This is a genomic window from Microcystis flos-aquae FACHB-1344, from assembly GCF_014698375.1.
GTDB classification, from domain to species: domain Bacteria; phylum Cyanobacteriota; class Cyanobacteriia; order Cyanobacteriales; family Microcystaceae; genus Microcystis; species Microcystis aeruginosa.
This window is the reverse complement of the sequence record NZ_JACJSW010000071.1, coordinates 1-24,423: the sequence shown is the minus strand read 5'-3', so window position 1 is coordinate 24,423 and position 24,423 is coordinate 1. Positions and strand designations below refer to the sequence as shown.

Here is a 24,423-nt window from a genome sequence, read left to right as displayed (position 1 = left end):
AATGGCAGAGTTGGAAAAACAGATTAATCGACTTCCCCATTTGCCAAAGTGGTTTGTGGAAATCCCTTATCAAACCACTTGACTATTGGATCATCTTTTTTATGGAGTTCTCTAAACCCTATTAGGGATTGAAAGGCTTTTTCACAAGAGGGCAAACACTAGGCAATAGGTTCCAATTAATCTTAAACCCTATTAGGGATTGAAAGTCTGTTATTAATTGGGAATTCGAGGATGGTAAAGGGTTCCAATTAATCTTAAACCCTATTAGGGATTGAAAGTTTTTTGAAATTACTAGGCATTTACAATTATTATCTGTTCCAATTAATCTTAAACCCTATTAGGGATTGAAAGGGCGATATGCTTTGGCTTATGCCAAAATTGCCGAGTTCCAATTAATCTTAAACCCTATTAGGGATTGAAACTGATTAAAAAGCAGATGGACATTTTTAACAGATTCTCGTTCCAATTAATCTTAAACCCTACTAGGGATTGAAACTTGAGACTGAGAAAAGTCTTTGTTTTTACCGTTGTCAAGTTCCAATTAATCTTAAACCCTACTAGGGATTGAAACGATAAATGCTCAATTTCTGCAAGTGTAAATATGAGATGTGTTCCAATTAATCTTAAACCCTACTAGGGATTGAAACTACTAAAGCCATAAATGGTTTTCCTCAATTGATAGTTCCAATTAATCTTAAACCCTACTAGGGATTGAAACTTTTCTTATCCCACTGCAAGCGATCAAAAATCGAGGTTCCAATTAATCTTAAACCCTACTAGGGATTGAAACTAAATTTTCAGCGATTTGCTTTGTTGTTTTCCAGGTTCCAATTAATTTTAAACCCTACTAGGGATTGAAACGTCACCGTTGTCGCCCTTGCTGGGACTGGGTTCCGGGGTTCCAATTAATCTTAAACCCTACTAGGGATTGAAACAAACCATTTCCCCCCAAGAATCTTAAAAAATTGAGAGTTCCAATTAATCTTAAACCCTACTAGGGATTGAAACTTTAGGCAAAATTCTAAATTCTAAATTCTCTTAAGGAAGATTTAAGCTTTTGTTCCAATTAATCTTAAACCCTACTAGGGATTGAAACACAATACTAAGAGTATTGATAGGACAGGATTTAGTTCCAATTAATCTTAAACCCTACTAGGGATTGAAACTGAACTGGATCACTTCACTGCCAAAACTTATCACGTTCCAATTAATCTTAAACCCTACTAGGGATTGAAACTCATCTCAGGGGAAAACAGCGATGATGATCAAGAGTTCCAATTAATCTTAAACCCTACTAGGGATTGAAACTTGATTACTTGAGCTTGGGCGCTGCCAGCGATTGTTCCAATTAATCTTAAACCCTACTAGGGATTGAAACCCGCCACCTTGATCTGTAAGTCGCCGATCGCAATGTTCCAATTAATCTTAAACCCTACTAGGGATTGAAACTTCTTTTCTTGTGCACTGCCCTGAGAGATAGAGGAGTTCCAATTAATCTTAAACCCTACTAGGGATTGAAACAACAATGAGTAAACCACCGATCAGCTTCCGTCTTGTTCCAATTAATCTTAAACCCTACTAGGGATTGAAACTGATGCGGAATGGCAATGTATCGCATCGAGCGACGTTCCAATTAATCTTAAACCCTACTAGGGATTGAAACAAAGTATAAAGTTGACTTGTCATTACTTCCTTTTTAAGGTTCCAATTAATCTTAAACCCTACTAGGGATTGAAACAAGGTATCTGAATCAGTCTGGCCGCCCCCGCCGGTGTTCCAATTAATCTTAAACCCTACTAGGGATTGAAACCTCCGCAACAAGACACTATGAAATGCTGGTTGTTGTTCCAATTAATCTTAAACCCTACTAGGGATTGAAACAGAAGAATAGGGATTAGCCAACACCTCAAAAACACGTTCCAATTAATCTTAAACCCTACTAGGGATTGAAACGCCACCTGTCTCACCATGCCATTAACCCTAGTCGTGTTCCAATTAATCTTAAACCCTACTAGGGATTGAAACATTAATGGCTTCACTGTTTATACTTTCTCTAATGGAGTTCCAATTAATCTTAAACCCTACTAGGGATTGAAACCCCGCAGTCCTCTCGGTAAAAGTCCGCCCTACCAAAGGTTCCAATTAATCTTAAACCCTACTAGGGATTGAAACTTTCCCTCAGAATTTACCAAATGCCCTTTTTTATTGTTCCAATTAATCTTAAACCCTACTAGGGATTGAAACGATATTTTATGCCCCCTAATGGGGGCTTTAGGAGGGTTCCAATTAATCTTAAACCCTACTAGGGATTGAAACAAATCGAGAAAAAAACTATCGAGAAGGCTCATAAAGTTCCAATTAATCTTAAACCCTACTAGGGATTGAAACCCTTGTGCGATTACTTTAAGTAAATCACCTAATTGTTCCAATTAATCTTAAACCCTACTAGGGATTGAAACATCAAAATCATCGGCTCAAAATTAAAAGCTCCGTGTTCCAATTAATCTTAAACCCTACTAGGGATTGAAATACAACGTGATCGGGGAGGCGATCGATCATTATACGTTCCAATTAATCTTAAACCCTACTAGGGATTGAAACCCTGGAGAACACAAATCCCCCCGCGACAAAACACCGTTCCAATTAATCTTAAACCCTACTAGGGATTGAAACGCGTTAAGACGACTGAGGAACGGGTCCGGGAGGCGGAGTTCCAATTAATCTTAAACCCTACTAGGGATTGAAACGGCTTCGATTTTTGGCTTGATTAAGCGGCTTTTGTGTTCCAATTAATCTTAAACCCTACTAGGGATTGAAACCTAAGGCTCCTGATTCACGGAGATCGGACATCATGTTCCAATTAATCTTAAACCCTACTAGGGATTGAAACATCAAAATCATCGGCTCAAAATTAAAAGCTCCGTGTTCCAATTAATCTTAAACCCTAATAGGGATTGAAACAATGTCATGACCGAGGCTCGCTTAAGAGAATTTTTGTTCCAATTAATCTTAAACCCTAATAGGGATTGAAACAACGTGCTATAATAAAAGAGCGAAAACCAATAGGAGGTTCCAATTAATCTTAAACCCTAATAGGGATTGAAACGGTAAATATGCTTATTGTTCCTCACTCTATTGTTATTCCAATTAATGTTAATCCCTATTAGGGATTGAAACACCCTAAAGATTCAACGGCATTAGAAGCGATTATCGCGCCAATTCAGACTTGAATTGGCGTTTTTGTTCAGAATTTAAGTGATTAGGGGCTGACCTAGATAGGGCTGGCTGAATAATGGTAAAACCCTTTTAAAATAAGGCTTTTGACCTGTTAAAATCCCATGTTCATGCTGCGAATATAGGATTGGGACATTCAAAAACCTGGCATTATTCTTTTTATAGTACGCAAACTGGTACAAAAAAGCAGGGCAACAAAGCCTGAAACGACCGACGACCGGCTACTGACGACCGGCTACTGACTCCTAACCCCACCAACAAACTTTTTGCCGCAAACCCTATCTAAAAATCAAACTCGTCTAACCCCGGTTGTGGGGGAGGAAAACGACTGCGAGGAGATTTTTTCGACTTTCTCAAAAAAGCGGGGATAAATGCGGCCATAAAAAATCCAATTCCCAAAGAAAAAGCCAATAAAACACCGATAGGTACTTTAATTGACTCAAATTGTAGAAACTTCAAAGAAACTGGTTGGATATTTTGAATAGCAAAAACTGCCATGGTCATAATCCAGCCGCCGACAATAGCACTAGCTAAAAAATTACTAATTGTATTCATGCTTGTCCTCGCCATGTTTGTGGGAGATTTTTTCAGGTTTTGTAGGCTAATTTCGCAGTTAGCTCCCTATTAATACCATTTTTCTTTATTCATGGTCTTCCTATCCATTAGTCGCATCTTTCTTAACATAAAATTTGACAAAAAGAGAAAAGTGTGCAAGATTGCTCAAGGGGGTTCTATGGGGAAAATAATTTGATCAGATAGTTTCCAAGTCTGGCTGATATCATCTAACCTTCCCAGTCCTAACCAAATAGTTTTAACACTAGGTTCACCGTCGCCTTTTCTACCTAAAAAAACCCCAAGAGAAGCCATCATTTTGACTGCTAAAGGTTGAAAATAGGGTTAATTCCCAAAATCAGATGTGGCACTTGCGGCGGCTAGATTTGCCGAGGCTTATGACACACTTGTACTAGGTTGCCTAGCCAAGTTTTCCACGATACTGATTAACCTTTTCTTTCTTCTCGTGTCCCCTAGGTCTGCATACTGTAATTCTTGGGCTGCCCATTTCTCCATTTTTTGCTTACCTCCACCTTGATTCCTTCTTTCAAAACTATACCTATCAATCGGTTCCCCTTTTTTTAAGTTTCTTCTCTTTTTGTTAAGAAAGCTCTGACTAACTGATTACTGATCACTGAAAAATCTCTTGTCTCTTAATCAAATTCTGATTTTAAATCCCGACGCATTAATTCATAAACGGCAACTTGGGGAGAAATTTCCCCGCGCAAAAGACGCTCAACTTGGCAGGTAATCGGTACATATAAATTTTTTTCTTGGGCAATTCTCATCAAAACTTCTGTGGTATTTATTCCCTCGGCAGTTCCCTCTAACTTCCCTAAAATCTCAGGCAAAGATAAACCTAAAGCTAATTGATAACCCACTTGATAATTGCGAGATAAAGGACTATTACAGGTGGCTAATAAATCCCCTAAACCCGATAAACCGAAGAAAGTTTCTTGACAACCTCCTAGACAAGTTCCCACCCGAACTATTTCCGGTAAAGCGCGAGTTAACAGGGCAGATTTGGCATTAGTACCTAACTGTAAACCATCGCAAACCCCAGAAGCGATCGCCATGACATTTTTTAAAGTGCCACCTAACTCTGTTCCCAAGGGATCGCTATTCAGATAAACCCGAAAAGATTCTCCAGATAATAATTTTTGTAACAATATTGCCGCTTTTTGCTGATAACTTGCTACCACCGTCGCAGCGGGTAACCCTTGATTAATTTCTTTAGCTAAATTGGGACCGGAAAGAACCACAAGGGGATTAGCGGGAAAAGCTTGATTCCAAAGATGAAAGGGGGTACGAGTGGTGATTGGCTCTAATCCTTTAGTAGCGGTGACGATAATTGTGGGAGAATTTAATTGTAATTGCTGTAATTTTTCGATCGTTGGAACAACTCCTTTAATCGAAACTGCTGAAATAATTACCTCAGTATCTGCTATAATAGCCCCTAAATCTTCCCCAGTATGACGCGACCAAACCCTAACAGCTAAGTGATTAAGTCTAGCCAAATTAGCGAGAGTTTGTCCCCAAATTCCCCCACCTATAACCGTAATTTTCTTGGCATTTTCTAACAACTTTTATTCCCCTCCTTATTAGTGATCCCTGATCAGTGACTGGTTAGAAATGATTCGATTTCAAGGTTATGAGTCTTAAATGAAATTATTCACCGATTACTGATAAGTAGGTAGGTGTTAAAAGTTGTCAGACACCCCCCTTATCAAGGCGGGCAGGGGGGATCCCCCCGCCTATCGGCACCCCCCTTATCAAGGGGGGCAGGGGGGATCAGAGGCAAAATCTATCTTCAATTTAATTATAACTACTTACTTAACTGTTCACTGATAACTGAAAAAAATGACAACCTATCGCAATCCTGCCCCCACTGTTGATATTATCATCGAACTGATCGACTCGCCCCACCGTCCGATCGTACTAATTGAGAGAAAAAATCCGCCCTTTGGCTGGGCAATTCCGGGGGGATTCCTGGACTACGGCGAATCGGTGGAAACGGCGGCCATTCGGGAAGCTTACGAGGAAATCAGTTTGCAGGTGCAGTTAATCGAGCAATTTCACGTCTATTCCGATCCTAACCGCGATCCGCGTCAACACACCATTAGTATCGTTTTTATCGCCACGGCAAAAGGCCAACCGATCGCTGCCGATGATGCCAAAAAAGTCGGGATTTTTCATCTCTGGGAATTCCCCCAACCTTTATGCTTTGATCACGATCGCATTCTCAATGATTATCGTCGTTATCGGGATTATCAAATCCGTCCCAGACATTAGACCCCAACCTAGCTATAAAAGCAATCCTTGCCAAAAACGTCCCCGAAAAACCTTTAAAAAACTATACACTTCTGAGGGCGACAATCGGCTCCAATTTAGAGGCACGATAGGCGGGAAAAACGCCAAAAAAGAGACCAATACCCGTGGAAACGCTCAAAGACAGGGCGACGGCGGTGGCGGAAACAGTGGCGGCCAGGGGAGAGAAACTGGAGACGAGAACGATCGCTCCTGCACCGACGAGAATACCAAGCGCACCGCCGGCGATGGAAACGAGAGTTGATTCAATCAGAAATTGTAAGAGAATATCCTGTTCTCTGGCTCCGATCGCTTTTCTTAGTCCGATTTCCCCGGTTCTTTCCGAAACCGAAACGAGCATAATATTCATTACCCCGATACCACCGACAATCAGGGAAATACCGGCGATTAAAGCCAAAAGTAGGGTGAGACCCTGGGTAATCGTGGCGAAGATTTCGATCATCTGTTTAGCAGTTTCGACGCGAAAATCATCCTCAGCGACGATTTTATGGCGTAAACGCAGGAGATTCTGGATTTGGAACTTAGCGGCGCGGATTTCCTCCCCCGATCGCGCGGTGAGACTAATCCAACTCAACTCGACACCGTAGGGTCCGGTTTTGCCCACCAGTTGCGAGTTCATGGTGCTAAGGGGAATAATCAGCATTTCATCCTGATTATTGCCAAAAAAGGAGCCTTTCGCCTCTAAAATCCCGATCACCTCAAAACTGAGATTTTTGATCCGCAGCTGTTGACCAAGGGGATTTTGGGTGGGAAAAAGTTGCGCTGCCACTTCAGTGCCGATCACTGTTACCCGTTTGTTGCGGGCTAGATCGATATTATTGATAAAACGACCTTTTTCTAGGGTAAAATTGCGGACAGAAGCGTATTCTGGGGTGCTTCCCGTGACTAGAGCCGTCATGTTGCGATTACGATGGGAAATCAGGAAACGAGCGTTTATTTCCGGGGCGACTTCAGCGACGGTGGGAACCTGTTCGGCGATCGCCTGAGCATCGGCTAAAACCAAGGTTTTCGGTAAATTAACGGTGGTATTGCGTGCTTGTCGCGACCCTGGCACCACAAAAATGGTATTGGGTCCCAAGTTAGCAAACTGGTCATTGGCTAAGGTTTGCGCCCCTTGGCCAATACCGATCATGGCCACTACTGAAGCGTTACCGATGATAATCCCTAGCATAGTCAGGCCGCTACGCACTTTATTGGCCCCTAGGGTGGAGACGGCCATTTTTAAACTTTCGATGATAAACATATCAGTTATCAGTGGGGTGTGGGGTGTGGGGTGTGGGGAGAATAAATAAAATAACCTCCTGAATCCTGAATCCTGTCTCCTGAATCCTGTCTCCTGAATCCTGACTCCTGCCCGATCAGAAAAAAGACAATTTGGAGATATTTGTTAAGAAAAATTATTGAGATTTTTGATTAGTTTTCGAGGTATCTTCGGCTCCTTCGGGGAGATCGATAAAGACCTTTTCTCCAGCTTCCAAACCTGATAAAATTTGGGTTTTATCGTCTAAGACCAAACCGATCAAAACGGGTTGAAAACTGGGTTTATTTTCGGCATCGGGAACTAAAACCCCTGACTTGCCTTCCCGGGTGACAATGGCGACAGTCGGCACGACGAGGGCATTATCTAACTGCTGGCCGACAAAAGTTACATCCACATTCATTTTCGATTTGAGTTTGTCCCGTCCCGTCACCAAACCGATTCTCACTTCAAAAGAAGTAACATTATCCTCGATAATTGCTTCAGGAGCCACGAGAATAACTCGACCTTCAAAGACTTCTTCAGGAAAAGCATCGGCGACAATTCGCACTGGTTGGCCGCGCTGCAATAAACCCACATCTACTTCCGGCACTTTAGCAATCACTTCCAATCCCGATGCCAGGGCGATAATCGAGGTGGAAGTGGCGGAAGCGGTACTGGAGGCCGAAGTGGTGGGAGTGACAAAAGAACCCTCGGTGGCGTATTTTTGGGTGACGATGCCATCAAAGGGAGCAGTAATGACTGTATCGCGGTATTGAATCTTGATTTGCTCTAAATCGGCCCTGGCGGCCGCTACAGATGATTCTAGTCGAGCAAGCTCGGTTTCTTGGGTTTTTTGGCGTTGTTCGAGGGCAAATTTCGCTTCTGCGATCGCTGCTGCTGCTCGGATCATTTCCTGCTCAATTCCGGCCACTTCTGGGGAAGCAGTTTTATCTGCTTGTTCCAAACGGCGGATCGATTCGTCTAAATTGGCTTTAGCATTGAGATATTCATTGAGGACGGCATCAAATTGGTCTTGAGCGATCGCCCCTTCCCGGACTAAATTTTCATTGCGTTTAACCCGATTTTCTGCTAGTCGAAAACGGGATTGGGCTGCTTGTACCTGAGCTTGCAGCTGGTCTAAATCTTTGGGAATTCTTTCTTTGGCCTGAGCTAAACGGGCTTCTAATTGCTTATAACTGGCCTGGGCCTGATAAAATCGGGCTTGTAATTGGCGGATATCTTCAGGAATGCTGCGTTTAGCCTGTTCCAGACTGGCTAGAGCTTCCCGCAGACGCGCTTCTGACTGCATCCCTTGGGCATACACCTCTAAATTATCCATGACAGCGAGGGTTTGTCCCCTTTTAACAATCATGCCCTGATCTACCAATAATCGCACTAATCGGCCAGGGTTTTTCGGGCTAATGTTGACACTTTGGATTGGTTCCACCCTACCACTAGCTTTAATTTCCACAGCGAGGGTTTCCCGTCGAGCAGGAACGGTCATTTTCGCCAATTCTAGGCTAGGAGGAGGTGTTTGCAGCAAGCGATAAGAAACCACTCCCACCGCCAGAAAACCACTAGCCATGAGTCCGAATATCCAAAATAGGGGGCGATTTGATTTTCCCAACACGGTTATTGCCATCGATGAGCCGAAAGTTAATTGGTTATATACTAACGTCTCTAGAGTTGCCTTTGTTGTTTCTTTAGCCAACAACTCCCAAGCGAGATAGACTGATTAAAAAAGGCCTATCGCGGGGGTAAACTGTGCCAAAACTTCAATTAATCATTTCTTTGCTCGTTTTTTTCGTCGCTGGCAGCCCGCTGGCTTTTTCCCAAGCGCTACTCCCCTACGCCATCGAACCGGAGTTAGAACAGATGGAACAAGCGGGAATTGAAATGGCCGAAGATGCCATCCAATTAGCTCGTTTTCGCCGTACCGATGCGGCCCTCGGACGGGCTAAGTTAGCGGTGCAGTTAGCCCCCCATCTCTATCAAACTTGGTTTATTCTCGGTAGTTTATATCTGCAAGACGATCAGGTGCAACTCGGTATCGAGGCATTAAATCAATCTTTGGCTCTTGCTCCCGCCGATGCCCACGCTAATATTAAATTTTCCCTCGGTAGTGCCTATTTTCAGAATCAAGATTACAAGTCTGCTATTGCCCAGATTGAAGCGGGTTTGCAAATGAAACCCGATATCTCCCCCGCTCTTTTTGATCTCGGTAATTCCTATCTCAAGTTAGCACAATATCCTGCGGCGATCGCAGCTTACGAAAAAGCTGTTAGTCAAGATAAAAATTTTTGGCCCGCTATTAATAATATTGGTTTAGTTAAATACGAACAGGGTGACAAGGAAGCGGCCCTTAAACATTGGCGGGCCGCTTTGAAAATTGATCCTAAACAGCTGGAACCTCAGTTAGCTATTGCGGTGGCTATTTATAGTCAAGGAAAAACTGAGGAGGGCATCAAATTAGCTCAGGCCGCTCTCACTAGCGATAGTCGTTATGTCAGTCTAGAATTTTTAGGGGAAAATCTCTGGGGTCAACGTCTTCTGCAAGACACGGAGAAAATGTTTAATCATCCCAAAATGAAAGATTTTATCGCTCGTTTACCACAACCAACCCCCGAAGTGGAGGAAGAAAATTAAGCTGATAGCAGCAAGCATTAAGATAACCCCTTAGTCAATTTGCTAGGAATTCTTGAGGCTTGCTCTAGCTAATTAGGGCTGGCTGAATATCGGTAGCAGCTTTGCTAAAAAATGGTTTTGGGACTTTATTAGCAAAACAACAAATTGTTTGCCGCAAACCCCACATACAGTACAATTATTATAGTTAAGGGTTTGAAAGGCCTAGGATGATGGCTAAGCAATCAAGGGCGATCGCGGTAACAGAATATGACAATAAGTGTCCTGAATGTCTGCACTTGGAGATTTTGGGAGAACCCCTTGCGCCTGAGTCTAAGGGTGTTTTTTCGCTTTTGAAAAAGTCTGATCCAGAGGCGTTTTCCCTATCGGTGCGGATTATTTTTAATCAGCAGTGGCTTGATTTTCGCTTTGGACGGGTTAAGTTTGGTTTGCGGGGGGGAGAGTTACGCTTAAAACTGGAGAATGGCCAAATGCCTTCTGAGTTGAGAAATGAGGCGTTGAAACAGATTTTAGCAAGGGAGTTGCAAATTGAACGTCAGTTAGGGGGAGAACAGGAAAACAAGTCTCAACTAGAAGGCTCTATAACTCCTGATTTATCGAAAGCAAGCTTAAAGGGAGTTGGAGAACAGCGTCAGAAAGAGTCCCAGGGGGATAAGTTTCAGCTTAAAATAGCGCAAATTAGTCACAAGGGAGCAAATAATCAGCCTGTGTGGGTGTTCGAGAATAGGACAGGTGAGCCTGTTTTGATTGGGGAATTAGCGGATTCCCTGGGTAAAATGTTAATTGCGGGTGTTCCCTGGAGCGTTGAAGCGACATTTACTCATGAAATGCGTCAGGTTGTGATTACGGGTTTAGAAAATTTATTTAAAGATGATATTTCTGGACACAAATTAAACGTATTTGAGTTAGCAGTAGCTAAGTTATTTTTAAAGCATAAAACCCAGCCCTATCTAAGTCGTCAGGTATTACGTTATGAGTGATGCAGATTTTATTCGAGAAGTTGAAGAACTGTACCTGCGTCTTGCTAATGCAGATACAGATGATCTGGTTGAGTTAGCTAAACTTGCGGGTTTAGACCCTAAAACAGATTTAGCCGACTCTGTTTGGGTTCCCTATCCCAGCGTTGGGGAATTTCGCCAGAACACCTTAGCGGCGGCGGTGCTGACAGATTATCTAGAAGAGCATGGGATAGAGGTAGATGCTGCGGCGGCTGATAATGCTCAAGTGGTACTACCCAAGCTAGGTAAACTGGAAGCTGTATTGATTCCTCAAGACTCTGGTGAAGAACTGTTCGATTTAAGCCAAATTAGGGTCGAAATTGACCTAAATCCAGCAACATTGGCCTATATTTTAATCGAGTTAGGGGAAGGAGGAGCTTGGTTAACTGGGGTTCTGTTGAGTTCGGACCTGCGTCAGGATTTCCCAGAAGGCGGCGCGGTGTCTTTGTCCATGAGGAAACCTATATCGGCGCTGTGGGAGGCTTACCGTCGGTGGGAAAACTGTCAGCAAATCATGGCGCAGTATATCGATAAACAAGGCTGGTCAGTGGAACAGCGATCGGAGGTAATCACAGTGTTAAACTGGGTATTGGACTATCGGTTGGAGTATGAACGTCCGACGCTATTAGGGGACTTTTTAGAAGAGAAGGCCAGCGAGAATCATGAGAATTTTAAACCCTTAGTCTCGCGTCCGGAAGGGGTAAGGGAAGCAACGCCTGAGCCGTCTTCAGAGGGTGCGGTGGACTGGCTAGAGGTGGCGATGGATTTGCTTGATGAATTGGGAAAATGTATTTAAAAAATAATCATGAAAAGTATTAAAATAATTGTCGAAAAGCTATAAAAGCTTTTTAAATTCTTCAATGGTCAATCCAGCATCGTTAACAATTCCAGCCATAGTATAAGCATTAACCGGATTGGCTCTAGGAATGACAATAATACGCTTCCCATTCGCCATCGTAATATGTTTACCTTGTCTAATGACTTGAAAACCTGCTTTTTCTAAGGCCTGAATTGCTCTTAAATGATTTATTCCTGGAAGTTTTGGCATAATTATCCAACTTCTACATAAAGAGATTCGTCATCTTTATTTAGTTCTTCGACTGTCTCTAAGTAGAGTTGAATGGCATCCTTGATATTTTCTAAAGCTTCCTCTTTAGTTTCCCCTTGTGACCAGCACCCCGGTAAACTTGGACACCATATCGCATATCCTTCCTCGCTCTCTTGTAACCTTACTTTATAGCGCATACTTACCTTTTAATTTTGACTATTATCATTTGTAATTATATCCCACTTTTCGCCATCTGGGAAACCTGCGCCCAAATGTAACATATAGTCATTTCAAATAAGGTTGTAGGGGCGAAGCATTCGGGCAATAACCTATCGCTGAAACCGTAGATTTCTTATCCGAATGCTTCGCCCCTGCGGGAGTGCTTACTGACAATAATAGTGAGATAGGTGAGTCTTGTCTCATTCTTAGTTGAAATAACTATATCTTGGGAACTGTAATAGGCGAATAAAATACTGCTATCTGTAATAATTTTGGGGGGATAATTTGTCATGAATGATCTTGCTGATGGTGGTTTTGGATATATTCTGCCACTACTTTTTTGCGGTTTTCTCGCAATGACAAATCAGGTGGAGCATTTTCTAAAAGATGCTGAGGATGACCTCCCCGGCGTTGTAATAAAGTTTTACGCGGTTTTAAGCTTTGCCAATGTTCGTAAATGAGTTTTTTCAGAAGTTCTTCTGAGCTAATATTCTCTTCGGAAATGATGTCTGCTAGATAGTTCTCGGTTTCTCGATCTAGATTAATGGATAACATTGTTACTTCATGGGATAAATCAACATCTTTGATTATAGCTTAAAATCCATGATCGCACTCACCCCCCATCCCCAATTGAGTTTGCTAGAGAAAAATTCGGGGTACGGGCGAAGCATTCGGATAGGAAATCTAGGGTTTCAGTAATAGGTTATTGTCCGAATGCTTCGCCCCTACTCAATCATCTAACAATCCGTCGTAACGCACCACATCTATCATTAATTTATTTGGTGCGTTACGCTATCGAAGGGCGCACCCTACTAAAAACTTCATGGGATAAATCAACATCTTTGATTATAGCTTAAAATCCATGATCGCACTACAGATAATCGCACTCACTCCCCATCCCCAAATGGTAAAATGTAGGGTGCGTTAGACGGCGACAATTTCTGCTTAAACTTAAATCTAACAATCCGTCGTAACGCACCACATCTATCATTAATTTATTTGGTGCGTTACGCTATCGAAGGGCGCACCCTACTACAACCTAAAACCAATCATGAACGAAGCAAGAATAGAAGCTTACTTAACCCTAATCCAAGCGCTCCTCCAGTGCGAAAATGGTCAGGAACCAGTCGTAACGCACCACATCTATCATTAATTTATTTGGTGCGTTACGCTATCGCTAACGCACCCTACTAAAACCTAAAACCAATCATGAACGAAGCAAGAATAGAAGCTTACTTAGCCCTAATCCAAGCGCTCCTCCAGTGCGAAAATGGTCTGGAACCAGCGCTATTACAAGCTAATGCGGAATTACTTGATGCAGGCTTAGTCGCTGTGATGAAGCAGTATGCAGACTTCTTAGAACAGCAAGGACAAAGCAATAACGGGAGATGGTTGCTGAATATGGCGCAACAGTTAGAGCAAATTTTAGACCCACCAAGAGACAACCAAGACCCCTACGGCAGTTTTTTACAAACCCTACTGCAAACTGTCGAGGAAAGTCGCGGAAACCGCCAAGCAATTTATCCCCTGCTCGACAATAACCTCCATCTCTTAGATGAAAACTTAGTTAACCTCCTCCGTGCTTGGGGAAATGATACCAAGGAACAAGCCAGTCCAGAGGAAACTTACGGACTAGGGGTACTCCTCTATCGTCTTGCTGATGCTTTTTCTAGGTTTACTAAAGGTAATCCACTCATTAACCTAGCCATTGCCGTCTATGGATACGAATTTTGTGCTGCAACTGAACGCCAACCGGGATTAGAAAGGGATTTAGCCGGAACCCTCAATAATCTGGGCAATGCCTACCTCACCCAAGCCCAACTAGGGAAAGAGCCGGTAGCCAACCTAGAACGGGCGATCGCTGCCTACACCGAAGCCACCACCATCTACCGCCAACCGGGATTAGAAAGGGATTTAGCCACAACCCTCAATAATCTGGGCGTAGCCTACAGCACCCAAGCCGAACTAGGGAAAGAGCCGGTAGCCAACCTAGAACGGGCGATCGCCGCCTACACCGAAGCCACCACCATCCGCCGCCAACCCGGATTAGAAAGGGATTTAGCCGGAACCCTCACTAATCTGGGCAATGCCTACCTCACCCAAGCCCAACTAGGGAAAGAGCCGGTAGCTAACCTAGAACGGGCGATCGCCGCCTATACCGAAGCCACCACCATCTTCCGCCAACCGGGATTAGAAAGGGATTTAGCCCTAACCCTCAATAATCTGGGCCTAGCCTACCGCACCCAAGCCCAACTAGGGAAAGAGCCGGTAGCCAACCTAGAACGGGCGATCGCCGCCTATACCGAAGCCACCACCATCCGCCGCCAACCGGGATTAGAAAGGGATTTAGCCCAAACCCTCAATAATCTGGGCAATGCCTACCGCACCCAAGCCCAACTAGGGAAAGAGCCGGTAGCCAACCTAGAACGGGCGATCGCCGCCTACACCGAAGCCACCACCATCCGCCGCCAACCCGGATTAGAAAGGGATTTAGCCGGAACCCTCAATAATCTGGGCGTAGCCTACGGCACCCAAGCCGAACTAGGGAAAGAGCCGGTAGCCAACCTAGAACGGGCGATCGCCGCCTACACCGAAGCCACCACAACTTACCGCCAACCCGGATTAGAAAGGGATTTAGCCGGAACCCTCACTAATCTGGGCAATGCCTACAGCACCCAAGCCGAACTAGGGAAAGAGCCGGTAGCCAACCTAGAACGGGCGATCGCCGCCTATACCGAAGCCACCACCATCCGCCGCCAACCGGGATTAGAGAGGGATTTAGCCCAAACCCTCAATAATCTGGGCAATGCCTACCGCACCCAAGCCGAACTAGGGAAAGAGCCGGTAGCCAACCTAGAACGGGCGATCGCCAATTATCGAGAAGCACTTTCCTTTCTCAACCCCGCTCTCTTACCTGCTGACACCCTGAGAACTGGGCGCAACTTAGGCGATATCGGTTTCCAGCAGGGTTGGTGGGACATTGCCCTAGAAGGCTACACCGTCGCCGTGGAAGCCGTTGAACAAAGCCGCGCCTGGGCAACCAGTGAAGCCCTTCGCCAAGAGATTGTCCGCGAGTCCATCGGTGTTTATGAAAACCTGATCCAAGCCGCCGTTAACCAAGGCGACCTCTCCCTGGCGCTGCGAACCGTCGAACGTTCCCGCTCCAAACGCCTCGCCGACCTCATCGCTGTGGGCGACCTCTACGCCGATGGGCGCGTTCCCCCAGAGATCCAAGCCTGGTATCAGCAGGTTAAGGAAAGCCGTCAGATCCAATCCCAACTCCGTCAAAAACCCCTCGACCAGCCCGGATTCCCCCAGAAACCCCAACCCGCCCCCATCGGTAACACCCGCGCCAGCTTTGCCCCGGAACAACTCCACGCCGCCGAAGCCGCTGAACGTCAAGCCTGGGACGCTCTCTACCGCTTTGATGCCATCACCGCCCAACTTCAGCAACCCCAACCCCAACCCCGACTCGATGAGCTAACGGCGCTGCTTCCATCCCCCCAGACTGCCCTCCTCAGCTTCTACACCACCGCCACCCATACCCACATCTTTGTCCTGCGTCGCCCCTCCCAGGATGGCGGGGAATGGGTCAACTGCCACACTATTCCCAATCCCCCGGAGTCCGCCAACGACCTGCAAAACTGGCTGATCGTCAACTGGGTTATCCCCTACATTGAGATTAATCAAGCAGAGACCCCCCAATCCCGCCAGCAGCGTCGGGATGAGTGGCACCAAGCTATGGCCACTCGTCTGCAAGAACTGGCAGCCCGCCTGCAATTCGACACCCTCATCCAACAGCACCTCCAGGGCATCACTGAGTTAATTCTGATTCCCCACCTGTTCCTGCACCAAATTCCCTTCGACCTTCTACCCACCGCCCAAGGTCAACTACTGGGCGATCGCTTTCGCCTTCAGTTTGTCCCCAGTACGAAAATTCTCGGACTGTGCCAAGAGCGATCGCAACCGACTCCCCACACCCTGGGGATTGTGGAAAACACCACAGAGGATTTGCCCTATACTCCCCTAGAGTGTGAGTGGGTCGCCCAAACCTGGAATGTGCCTCGCCAACGGCGGCTACAGGGGCGCACAGTCACCCCCGACTCTTATCTGCAATTGCTGAAACAAGTACAGGCTTTGCTCTCCAGCCACCACGCCACCAGCCGCCCCGATGATCCCCTCAACTCCCACCTCGTCCTAGACGGGGAGCAAAAAGTCACCCTCCGGGATTTGCTTAGTCCCCTGTGGCGTTTTCCCGAATTATCGGAAGTGTTTCTCTCCTGTTGTGAAACCGGTCTCAGTTTTGCCACTTCCCGAGATGAAGAGGGAAACCTGCGACCGGAATTACTGGACGAACCCCTCAGCTTAGGTACAGGCTTTCTGCTGGGGGGCGCTCGTGCTGTGATCAGTAGCCATTGGGCGGTGGCTGATCGAGCGACGGCGCTGTTTTCGCGGGAGTACCACCGCGCACGGCGGGCCGGAGAGGAACGTTTAACGGCTCTACATCAGGCTCGTCAAGCGATGCGGGAGACTTGCCAAAAAGACTGGCGGGACCGTTTGACAGTCGATTATCAGCAGGCTTTCCAGACTTGGCGACAAATGCGCCAAACTAAGGATCCCAACGTCAATGCTGCTGGAGCTAATTATGAGAAAATCGGCGAATTGATCAAGTGGCTTGACGAATTTGCTCCCGACGCAGTGCCTTTTCAGGATTATCGTTACTGGGGGGCGTTCTATTGTTTGGGACTTCCTTAAATTGTGAATTATTTCCTTGTTGCAAGTAAAACGTAGGGTGCGTTAGACGGCGATAATCTCTGCTTAAACTTAAATCTAACAATCCGTCGTAACGCACCACACCTATCATTAATTTATTTGGTGCGTTGCAAGTAAAACGTAGGGTGCGTTAGACGGCGATAATCTCTGCTTCAACTTAAATCTAACAATCCGTCGTAACGCACCACACCTATCATTAATTTATTTGGTGCGTTGCAAGTAAAACGTAGGGTGCGTTAGACGGCGACAATCTCTGCTTAAACTTAAATCTAACAATCCGTCGTAACGCACCACACCTATCATTAATTTATTTGGTGCGTTGCAAGTAAAACGTAGGGTGCGTTAGACGGCGACAATCTCTGCTTAAACTTAAATCTAACAATCCGTCGTAACGCACCACACCTATCATTAATTTATTTGGTGCGTTGCAAGTAAAACGTAGGGTGCGTTAGACGGCGACAATCTCTGCTTAAACTTAAATCTAACAATCCATCGTAACGCACCACACCTATCATTAATTTAACTTTATTATAACATATAATTAATTTGCAAGAGTTCTTATCTATCATTAATTTATTTGATGCGTTACGCTATCGAAGGGCGCACCCTACTACTAATTATTGTACTGTAAAAGGATAATGCTGGGTTTTTAAAGGTTCCAATTTTAACAGGTCAAAAGCCCTATTTTTAAAGGGTTTTACCATTATTCAGCAAACCCTAATTAGGATAAACTCGCCCTTTCCAACCTCCCCCTTGGCCGCGCCAATAACGCAGGGCAGAATCGACGGTCATTAAACTATAAAAGAGGGCAATTAGGGGTAAAGTTAAAGCCCGCAGGGGGGATAATTTATATAGTCTTAAAGTCGGGCTATAGGAAAGGGCGATTAGTAATAAGGTGACGGCGCTAATTATGATAATTGATGTTTCTTTTAAGACCAATCCCCAGATTAAGCCCAAGGGGGCGGCTAAATAGGTTAAAAACATCCCGAAAATTGTGCCGATTAACCAAAGTGTTGAGTAATTTAGTTGTGTGAAGGCGGTGCGGGCTACCATATTCCAAATGCTGGCTAAATCGGGATAGGGACGGAGACTATAGGTGCTTTCTGTTAATCCTAACCAGATGGAACTCTCGTTATTTTCTGGGTGATTTTGCAGATATTTTTTAACCGCAATCGCCAAAGAACAATCATCAATTAAAGCTTGTTTAAGAATATCAATACTGCCAATTTTTTCTAGAATATCTCGGCGAATTAAAATGCAACCCCCAGCGGCGGCAGCTATCGGGGAATTAGGATTATTAACTAGGGGAAAAGGATAGAGTTTCTCGAAGAAAAAAACAAAGGCAGGAATAAGAAATTTTTCCCAAAAACTGTCACAGCGTAGCAACACCATCAGGGAAACTAACGCTTGTTTTTCCTGTACTGCTTTAGTAACTAATTGGGTTAAATTATCTGGTGCGTGGGCAATATCGGCATCGGTGAAGAGAAAATAATCGGGTGCAAATTTCTCGGTAGCCTCTTTTATTCCCTGTTTCATTGCCCATAATTTACCCGTCCATCCTATCTCTAAAGGTTGTCCAGAAATAATAGTTATTTGTCCAGATTTATGAGATTGATCAGCAATTTCTTGAGCAACTTTTCCCGTGCCATCACTGCTTTGATCGTCAATTAAAATAATGGAAAATTCCCCTTGATAATCTTGTTTAAAGAGGGAAGCTAAACTGATAGGTAAAACGTCGGCTTCGTTTCGTGCGGGGATAATTGCCGAGACTTTTGGATAATTTGTTAAGGGAGAAGTGACAGAATTAATTTTTTGGTTAGATAGCCAAAATTGTCCCCTGGCTAAGATTAAATATAACCAAATTATTAGCGATAGGAAAGTAACTAATAATAATAAAAATGTCATAAGCTAGTCGGCTTTCGATGAGGGAATAGGGAACAGGTCAAAAAGAGTAAGTAGGTAGGTGTTAAAAGTTGTCAGACACCCCCCTTATTAAGGGGGGCAGGGGGGATCGAACCTAAAATCCATTTTTAATTTAATTATAACCAGCTACTTATCAAATTTAGATGCACAACAGCTTCATAAGTTTGGGGTTTAACAGAGGGCAAATTAGGGTAAAATAGAGGCAAGTTAGCAAAATTAGGCGAGGGAGTAAATCATGGATTATGATGTCGTAATTATTGGGGGTGGACCGGCGGGAGGTCACTGTGGTAGATTATTAAGTGAAAAAGGTTATCGTGTTCTTTTAGTAGAACAACATTCTAGTTGGCAAGATAATAACTTTTCTAGTGCCGCTTCTCCCCTAGAAATTTTAGAACAATTCAATCTCCCCGAAACCGTAGTGGCTAGGTTTTGGAAAAATATCGAAATTATCTCCACTAGCATACATCATTTTTGGTCATCAGCGCAACCTTTAGGGGTAGTTTTTGATTTTGCCAAATTGCGAGAGTTTTTAGCCGCAGAAGTGCTGCGTTGGGGGGGAGAAGTTCGGTTAGGTTGTCGTTATCTGAAATATCAACAAACGGAGAATCAGCTAACTGTTTTCTTGAAATCAAAAGGCGAGGAAATCGAAACAGTTACTACTCGTTTATTGGTTGATGCTACCGGATACGCTAGAGCGGTTATGTATAAACAAAGACGAGAAAAACCTGATTTTTTAAAAGCAGTGGGCATTGAATATTTAATTGCTGTGCCAGAAGGAGATTATCAAAAATATCAAGATAATTTAGTATTTTTTCTCGGTCATAAATGGAGTCCTAAAGGTTATGGCTGGATTTTTCCTATGGATAATCAGCAATTAAAAATAGGAGCCGCTTGGTTAGAGGGAGAACATCCTTATATTTCTGAAGTTAAGCCTTTAAAAAGTTATATTACCGACATAATAAAAGACTACATGAACTTAGATAATTATGCTCTAGTAGAGCAACACGGTTCCATCGTGGAATATTCCTCTGGACTGCAAGATATTTACTATAAAAAACCAAATATTATCGCCATAGGTGATGCAGTTTCAACCATCAATGCTTTAGGAGGGGAAGGTATTCGCCATGCTATGAAAGGAGCCGAAATTGCCTGTCAATACATAGAAGAATATTTACAGGGAAAATCGAGTAGTTTTGCCGCTTATCAACAGCGGATGCAAGAATATTTTCAACCAAAATGGAATTTATCCGATCGCCTCAGTCGCAAAGTTTATTTAGAATATAGTGATGCGCGTATTGATCAAGGAGTATCCTATCTCAAGTATCTTTCCACCCAGGATATAATCGATGTTTTATTTTACTACAAATTTGAGAAATACACAAAAGGGTTAGGAGGATTTCTGCTGGGGAAATTACGTCAATGGTGGCGCAGAATTTTTCCTAGTCAAAAACCTGAGTAAATAAGCTAGGATAAAGCTAAGGAAACAATATTGGTAAAGACCGTGAGTAAGTTTATTCGCTACAGTACAATTATCACCCTGCTGGGCATTTTAGCAGCCTGTAGTGGCAATCCTGACCTAGAAAATCGTCTGGCTGCCGATCCTAATCTACAAACAAATCCCATACCAGAAAATTCTCCTAATAACAGGCAATTACCCGCAAATTTTCCCGCAGAAATTCCTCGATATAGTCAATCAGAATTATTATCCGTGCAGACAAATCCTGATAATACTGGTGGACAAACCCGTTGGCAATCCAACGATCCCAGCAATGCGATCGAGGCTTTTTATCAACAGGAATTAGTTAATAATAATTGGGAAATTATCACTCCCTTTTCTGGGGAAGGAGTCAATAGTACCTTGACAGCCCGTCGAGATAATTTAGAATTAACTATCACCATAACTGCCACTTCTCCCAATACCGAATATAGCCTCGATTATCGTCCAACGGGAACCCCGATTGCTTCCCCTAGTCCCTCCCCTATTTCTTCCCCCTTACCCAATCTTAATCCCACCAGTTTTAACGATCTCGAATCCTTACCTAATCCCTTAAAGAGCCACATTCAAGACTTAGCTAGATTAGGAGTATTAACTGGTAATAACAATCAGTTTAACCCTAATGATACAATAACGCGCCGAGAATTTGCGCGCTGGTTGTTACAGGCTAATAATGCCATTTATGCCAATGTAGCGGGTAAACAAATCCGTTTAGCTACTCCCAATAGTTCCCCAGCTTTTAGTGATGTTAAAAATAACGATCCCGATTATATTTATATTCAAGGATTAGCGGAAGCGGGGTTAATTCCCTCTCCTTTAACGGGAGATAGTAGCGCCCTTTTATTCCGTCCCAATGCTCCTTTAACCCGGGAAGATTTAATCGCGTGGAAAGTGCCATTAGATATTAGAAAAGCTTTACCGAGCGCCAATCTTGATACGATTAAAAATACTTGGGGTTTTCAGGATACTAATAAAATTAACCCGCAGCTGGTGCGCGCTCTTTATGCCGATTTTCAAAATGCCGAACAAGCTAATATTCGGCGAGTTTTTGGTTTTACTACCCTATTTCAGCCAAAAAGACCAGTAACTCGCGCTGAAGCTGCCGCTGCTTTATGGTATTTTGGTTTTCAGGGTGATGGTGTTTCCGCTGCCGATGCTGTGCAGGGTCAAGATACACAACAGAGTGGGGTTAATTGAAATTTGTCCATAAAAACTAAGGGTGTGTTAGGAAAATATAAGCACTCTTTTTGACATTTCTTCATATCTATTCAGAAAAATTAACAAAGGATTCTTGACCCTGCAGCTGGGGTAATATTTTATCCTAAAGATATAACTCTGCTGCAGGGGATTTTCTTGCTGACTTCCGCTGCTATTAACATTATGACCCATCAAACTCTCAAACTCGCCGGGATGAGTTGCGCTGGTTGTGCTAATTCGATCGAACGGATAATTAAATCTATCCCCGGAGTGATTCGATGTCAAGTTAATTTTGGCATGGAACAGGTGGATGTGGACTATGATCCCAAGCGTACCGATCTTAACACTATTCAAGCAAAAGTTAGGGATGCCGGTTTCCAAGCTACACCGATAACGGAAATTAATCTCGAATCCAGGCCAGAAAAAGAACTTCTCACTAAACTATCGATCGCTATTGTTATTAGCATTATACTTTTTATCGGTTCTTTGCCGATGATGACGGGTTTATCTCTATCTTTTATTCCCCACTGGTTACACGCTCCCTTATTCCAATTAATTCTCGCTACTCCCGTCCAATTTTGGTGTGGTCAAAGTTTTTATAAAAATGCTTGGAAAGCCTTTAAAAATCGCACTGCCACCATGGACACTTTAGTAGTTTTGGGAACCAGTGCCGCCTATTTTTATTCCTTGTTTTCAACCTTCGGGAGCGATTTTATCGAAAAACAGGGGTTTGATTCCCATGTCTATTACGAAGCATCAGCTATCGTCATTACTCTGATTTTACTCGGTCGTTTCCTCGAAAAACGTGCCAGAAAAGAAACAGCCGCCGCTATTAAACAATTAATGAGATTACAGGCAAAAACTGCTAGGGTGATTAGGGAAGAACAGACGCTAGATCTACCGATCGAAGAGGTAAAAGTAGGAGATATAATTTTAGTGCGTCCGGGAGAAAAAATTCCCGTCGATGGCATAATTATCCAAGGCAGTTCTAGCATTGATGAATCGATGGTGACAGGGGAAAGTTTACCCGTGCGAAAAACCGTCAATCAACAGGTAATCGGGGCGACAATTAATAAAACTGGTAGCCTACAAATGCAAGCGTTACGGGTGGGAAAAGATACGGTTTTAGCTCAGATTGTCCGATTAGTGCAAACCGCGCAAGCATCAAAAGCACCTATACAAAGATTAGTCGATCGAGTGACCGCTTATTTTGTGCCGGTGGTGATGATTATTGCGGTAATAACTTTCTTATTTTGGATTCTCCGCACGGGTAATCTCACCCTCGCTTTGATTACAATGGTGGAAGTCTTAATTATCGCCTGTCCCTGTGCGCTAGGATTAGCTACACCCACCTCGATTATGGTGGGAACAGGACAGGGAGCAAAACAGGGAATTTTAATTAAAAATGCCGAAAGTTTAGAATTAGCCCAGGGCATCACTACTATTGTTCTAGATAAAACGGGAACTCTCACCCAGGGTAAACCAACGGTGACAGACTTCTTGACTCGCGAGGGGGTGGGGGATGGACGGGAATTATTGCTGCTGCAGTTAGTCGTGTCGGTGGAGAATCATTCTGAACACCCGTTAGGAGAAGCAATAGTTAAATATGGGCAGTTAAACCAGATTAAACCCCTAGAAGTAACCGAATTTGACTCAATAACTGGGGCAGGAGTGCAGGGAAAAGTCGGGTCGGATTTAGTGCAAATCGGTACACAACAATGGTTAGAACGTCAAGGGGTTGAAACAAAAGTTCTTAAAAAAGTCGCCCACGATTGGGAATGGCAGAAAAAAACCGTGGCTTGGATAGCGGTTAACGGGGGTTTAGAGGGGGTGATCGCCATTTCCGACGTTTTAAAACCTTTTTCTTCCTCAGTGGTCGCCAAGCTCAAAAAAATGGGCTTAGAGGTGATGATGATGACGGGGGACAACCTCGAAACCGCAGAAGCGATCGCCAGCGAGTTGGGTATCCGGCGCTTTTTTGCCGCACTCCGTCCCCAACAAAAAGCCGAAAAAATCGAATATTTGCAGAAAAAAGGGAAAATTGTCGCCATGGTTGGCGATGGCATCAATGATGCGATCGCATTGGCGCAAGCGGACTTAGGTATTGCTATTGGCACGGGGACCGATGTAGCGATCGCTGCCAGCGATATAACCTTAATTTCGGGAGATTTACAGGGAATTGTGACTGCTATTGAGTTAAGTCGGGCAACAATGGGAAACATCAAAGAAAATCTCTTTTTTGCTTTTATTTATAACCTGATTGCCATTCCCATCGCTGCCGGAGTCCTCTATCCTTTTCTGCTCAATCCGATTATTGCCGGTGCTGCCATGGCTTTAAGTTCCCTTTCCGTGGTGACAAATGCCTTACGATTGCGTCGAGTTCATCCCAGGGTGGGGAGTGGGGTGTAGGGTGTGGGGGTTATTTATTTTCAAGGGAACGAATCAAAGTTAGCAGCAGTCGGCCCACTGATTCACATTGATTAAGAATAGGATTGACGCTCTGAGGGGAAGCTAGTTCAACTCTTTGAGAGATTAACCAATGAGTCTCCAACTCTTTGAGAGAACCTTGAGCTATGTACAAAAATTGGATATATTCCTGGACTTCCCCGTTGACAAAAAGCCATAAGCTGTGCTGTAGAAGGGATTAAAAGAATTTCCAGCGCCCCGTTACTGGGTACAAATTAGGGAAACTTCCAATAAATCTAACGCATGATTGTTGTAGAGAAGTCGGTCGAGTTATCTTAGAAAAACGATAACTTCCCTCTCTAATCGT

19 protein-coding genes, 2 pseudogenes and 1 CRISPR repeat array are annotated in these 24,423 nt (G+C 44.0%); of the genes and pseudogenes, 10 read left to right on the top strand and 11 right to left on the bottom strand.

All coding sequences use genetic code 11. The features are described from left to right. Nucleotides 1-169 precede the first annotated feature (169 nt). Nucleotides 170-3,177: a CRISPR direct-repeat array (repeat unit 37 nt; unit sequence GTTCCAATTAATCTTAAACCCTACTAGGGATTGAAAC). 339 nt (nucleotides 3,178-3,516) lie between these two features. From H6G48_RS05420 to H6G48_RS05405, 4 genes and pseudogenes are all read right to left on the bottom strand, one after another. Continuing rightward, nucleotides 3,517-3,789 carry a lipopolysaccharide assembly protein LapA domain-containing protein gene (locus H6G48_RS05420; RefSeq protein ID WP_002788612.1) on the bottom strand — a complete coding sequence of 91 codons (273 nt, stop codon included), beginning with the start codon at nucleotides 3,787-3,789 and terminating at the stop codon, nucleotides 3,517-3,519. 165 nt (nucleotides 3,790-3,954) lie between these two features. Beyond that, nucleotides 3,955-4,110: pseudogene (locus H6G48_RS05415) on the bottom strand (IS4 family transposase); the annotation flags it as partial. A 24-nt stretch (nucleotides 4,111-4,134) separates the two neighbouring features. Beyond that, nucleotides 4,135-4,302, bottom strand: a pseudogene (locus H6G48_RS05410) (IS4/Tn5 family transposase DNA-binding protein); the annotation flags it as partial. 137 nt (nucleotides 4,303-4,439) lie between these two features. Next, nucleotides 4,440-5,369 (bottom strand): NAD(P)H-dependent glycerol-3-phosphate dehydrogenase, encoded by a 930-nt coding sequence (locus H6G48_RS05405; RefSeq protein ID WP_190719861.1) that lies wholly within the window; start codon nucleotides 5,367-5,369, stop codon nucleotides 4,440-4,442. Between the two features lie 277 nt (nucleotides 5,370-5,646). Between H6G48_RS05405 and H6G48_RS05400 the strand changes: the two genes are divergently transcribed. Further along, on the top strand, nucleotides 5,647-6,078 hold the full coding sequence (locus H6G48_RS05400; protein ID WP_190719859.1) for an NUDIX domain-containing protein: 432 nt from the start codon (nucleotides 5,647-5,649) through the stop codon (nucleotides 6,076-6,078). Between the two features lie 61 nt (nucleotides 6,079-6,139). Here H6G48_RS05400 and H6G48_RS05395 read toward each other — a convergent pair whose 3' ends face one another. After that, the gene (locus H6G48_RS05395) at nucleotides 6,140-7,357 is read right to left on the bottom strand and encodes an ABC transporter permease (RefSeq protein WP_004159634.1); all 1,218 of its coding nucleotides are present in this window, start codon (nucleotides 7,355-7,357) and stop codon (nucleotides 6,140-6,142) included. A 154-nt stretch (nucleotides 7,358-7,511) separates the two neighbouring features. Continuing rightward, entirely contained in the window at nucleotides 7,512-8,996 is a 1,485-nt protein-coding gene (locus H6G48_RS05390) for an efflux RND transporter periplasmic adaptor subunit (RefSeq protein WP_190719856.1), read from the bottom strand. On the opposite strand from H6G48_RS05390, the gene H6G48_RS05385 reads away from it, so the two are divergent. From H6G48_RS05385 to H6G48_RS05370, 4 genes are all read left to right on the top strand, one after another. After that, entirely contained in the window at nucleotides 8,938-9,084 is a 147-nt protein-coding gene (locus H6G48_RS05385; RefSeq protein WP_172456229.1) for a hypothetical protein, read from the top strand. The genes H6G48_RS05390 and H6G48_RS05385 overlap by 59 nt on opposite strands. Before the next feature lie 34 nt (nucleotides 9,085-9,118). Beyond that, entirely contained in the window at nucleotides 9,119-10,000 is an 882-nt protein-coding gene (locus tag H6G48_RS05380) for a tetratricopeptide repeat protein (protein WP_190719853.1), read from the top strand. 209 nt (nucleotides 10,001-10,209) lie between these two features. Then, a complete protein-coding gene (locus tag H6G48_RS05375) occupies nucleotides 10,210-10,977 on the top strand; it encodes a hypothetical protein (RefSeq protein WP_190719838.1) in 768 nt (255 codons plus the stop codon). Beyond that, nucleotides 10,970-11,791, top strand: coding sequence for a hypothetical protein (locus H6G48_RS05370; protein WP_190719835.1), 822 nt, complete (start codon nucleotides 10,970-10,972; stop codon nucleotides 11,789-11,791). The genes H6G48_RS05375 and H6G48_RS05370 overlap by 8 nt, the downstream gene beginning before the upstream one ends. A 39-nt stretch (nucleotides 11,792-11,830) precedes the next feature. On the opposite strand, the gene H6G48_RS05365 is transcribed toward H6G48_RS05370, so the two are convergent. The 3 genes from H6G48_RS05365 to H6G48_RS05355 form a co-directional block, all read right to left on the bottom strand. Beyond that, nucleotides 11,831-12,043 (bottom strand): type II toxin-antitoxin system HicA family toxin, encoded by a 213-nt coding sequence (locus H6G48_RS05365; RefSeq protein WP_004268323.1) that lies wholly within the window; start codon nucleotides 12,041-12,043, stop codon nucleotides 11,831-11,833. Nucleotides 12,044-12,045: 2 nt separating this feature from the next. Then, a complete protein-coding gene (locus tag H6G48_RS05360) occupies nucleotides 12,046-12,240 on the bottom strand; it encodes a type II toxin-antitoxin system HicB family antitoxin (protein WP_002784633.1) in 195 nt (64 codons plus the stop codon). Nucleotides 12,241-12,550: 310 nt separating this feature from the next. Then, entirely contained in the window at nucleotides 12,551-12,817 is a 267-nt protein-coding gene (locus tag H6G48_RS05355) for a hypothetical protein (protein ID WP_046661765.1), read from the bottom strand. Between the two features lie 447 nt (nucleotides 12,818-13,264). On the opposite strand from H6G48_RS05355, the gene H6G48_RS05350 reads away from it, so the two are divergent. Further along, nucleotides 13,265-13,456, top strand: a complete 192-nt coding sequence (locus H6G48_RS05350) for a hypothetical protein (protein WP_190719832.1) — start codon at nucleotides 13,265-13,267, stop codon at nucleotides 13,454-13,456. A 15-nt stretch (nucleotides 13,457-13,471) separates the two neighbouring features. Continuing rightward, nucleotides 13,472-17,017 (top strand): CHAT domain-containing tetratricopeptide repeat protein, encoded by a 3,546-nt coding sequence (locus H6G48_RS26060; protein WP_242034535.1) that lies wholly within the window; start codon nucleotides 13,472-13,474, stop codon nucleotides 17,015-17,017. A 735-nt stretch (nucleotides 17,018-17,752) separates the two neighbouring features. On the opposite strand, the gene H6G48_RS05340 is transcribed toward H6G48_RS26060, so the two are convergent. Then, on the bottom strand, nucleotides 17,753-18,940 hold the full coding sequence (locus tag H6G48_RS05340; RefSeq protein ID WP_190719829.1) for a glycosyltransferase: 1,188 nt from the start codon (nucleotides 18,938-18,940) through the stop codon (nucleotides 17,753-17,755). Nucleotides 18,941-19,193: 253 nt separating this feature from the next. On the opposite strand from H6G48_RS05340, the gene H6G48_RS05335 reads away from it, so the two are divergent. The 3 genes from H6G48_RS05335 (at nucleotide 19,194) to H6G48_RS05325 (ending at nucleotide 24,059) form a co-directional block, all read left to right on the top strand. Beyond that, nucleotides 19,194-20,417 carry an NAD(P)/FAD-dependent oxidoreductase gene (locus H6G48_RS05335; RefSeq protein WP_190719826.1) on the top strand — a complete coding sequence of 408 codons (1,224 nt, stop codon included), beginning with the start codon at nucleotides 19,194-19,196 and terminating at the stop codon, nucleotides 20,415-20,417. A gap of 30 nt (nucleotides 20,418-20,447) precedes the next feature. Then, nucleotides 20,448-21,650, top strand: coding sequence for an S-layer homology domain-containing protein (locus H6G48_RS05330; protein ID WP_190719822.1), 1,203 nt, complete (start codon nucleotides 20,448-20,450; stop codon nucleotides 21,648-21,650). Nucleotides 21,651-21,833: 183 nt separating this feature from the next. Next, on the top strand, nucleotides 21,834-24,059 hold the full coding sequence (locus H6G48_RS05325) for a heavy metal translocating P-type ATPase (protein WP_190719819.1): 2,226 nt from the start codon (nucleotides 21,834-21,836) through the stop codon (nucleotides 24,057-24,059). Between the two features lie 10 nt (nucleotides 24,060-24,069). Here H6G48_RS05325 and H6G48_RS26055 read toward each other — a convergent pair whose 3' ends face one another. Then, nucleotides 24,070-24,240 (bottom strand): four helix bundle protein, encoded by a 171-nt coding sequence (locus H6G48_RS26055; protein WP_265795831.1) that lies wholly within the window; start codon nucleotides 24,238-24,240, stop codon nucleotides 24,070-24,072. Between the last annotated feature and the right edge of the window lie 183 nt (nucleotides 24,241-24,423).

Bases quoted from the DNA above. Each gene is read 5' to 3' on its own strand.
- H6G48_RS05420 (WP_002788612.1), bottom strand. From the start codon at position 3,789: ATGAATACAATTAGTAATTTTTTAGCTAGTGCTATTGTCGGCGGCTGG.
- H6G48_RS05400 (WP_190719859.1), top strand. From the start codon at position 5,647: ATGACAACCTATCGCAATCCTGCCCCCACTGTTGATATTATCATCGAA.
- H6G48_RS05395 (WP_004159634.1), bottom strand. From the start codon at position 7,357: ATGTTTATCATCGAAAGTTTAAAAATGGCCGTCTCCACCCTAGGGGCC.
- H6G48_RS05385 (WP_172456229.1), top strand. From the start codon at position 8,938: ATGAGTCCGAATATCCAAAATAGGGGGCGATTTGATTTTCCCAACACG.
- H6G48_RS05390 (WP_190719856.1), bottom strand. From the start codon at position 8,996: ATGGCAATAACCGTGTTGGGAAAATCAAATCGCCCCCTATTTTGGATA.
- H6G48_RS05375 (WP_190719838.1), top strand. From the start codon at position 10,210: ATGGCTAAGCAATCAAGGGCGATCGCGGTAACAGAATATGACAATAAG.
- H6G48_RS05370 (WP_190719835.1), top strand. From the start codon at position 10,970: ATGAGTGATGCAGATTTTATTCGAGAAGTTGAAGAACTGTACCTGCGT.
- H6G48_RS05365 (WP_004268323.1), bottom strand. From the start codon at position 12,043: ATGCCAAAACTTCCAGGAATAAATCATTTAAGAGCAATTCAGGCCTTA.
- H6G48_RS05360 (WP_002784633.1), bottom strand. From the start codon at position 12,240: ATGCGCTATAAAGTAAGGTTACAAGAGAGCGAGGAAGGATATGCGATA.
- H6G48_RS05355 (WP_046661765.1), bottom strand. From the start codon at position 12,817: ATGTTATCCATTAATCTAGATCGAGAAACCGAGAACTATCTAGCAGAC.
- H6G48_RS26060 (WP_242034535.1), top strand. From the start codon at position 13,472: ATGAACGAAGCAAGAATAGAAGCTTACTTAGCCCTAATCCAAGCGCTC.
- H6G48_RS05340 (WP_190719829.1), bottom strand. From the start codon at position 18,940: ATGACATTTTTATTATTATTAGTTACTTTCCTATCGCTAATAATTTGG.
- H6G48_RS05335 (WP_190719826.1), top strand. From the start codon at position 19,194: ATGGATTATGATGTCGTAATTATTGGGGGTGGACCGGCGGGAGGTCAC.
- H6G48_RS05325 (WP_190719819.1), top strand. From the start codon at position 21,834: ATGACCCATCAAACTCTCAAACTCGCCGGGATGAGTTGCGCTGGTTGT.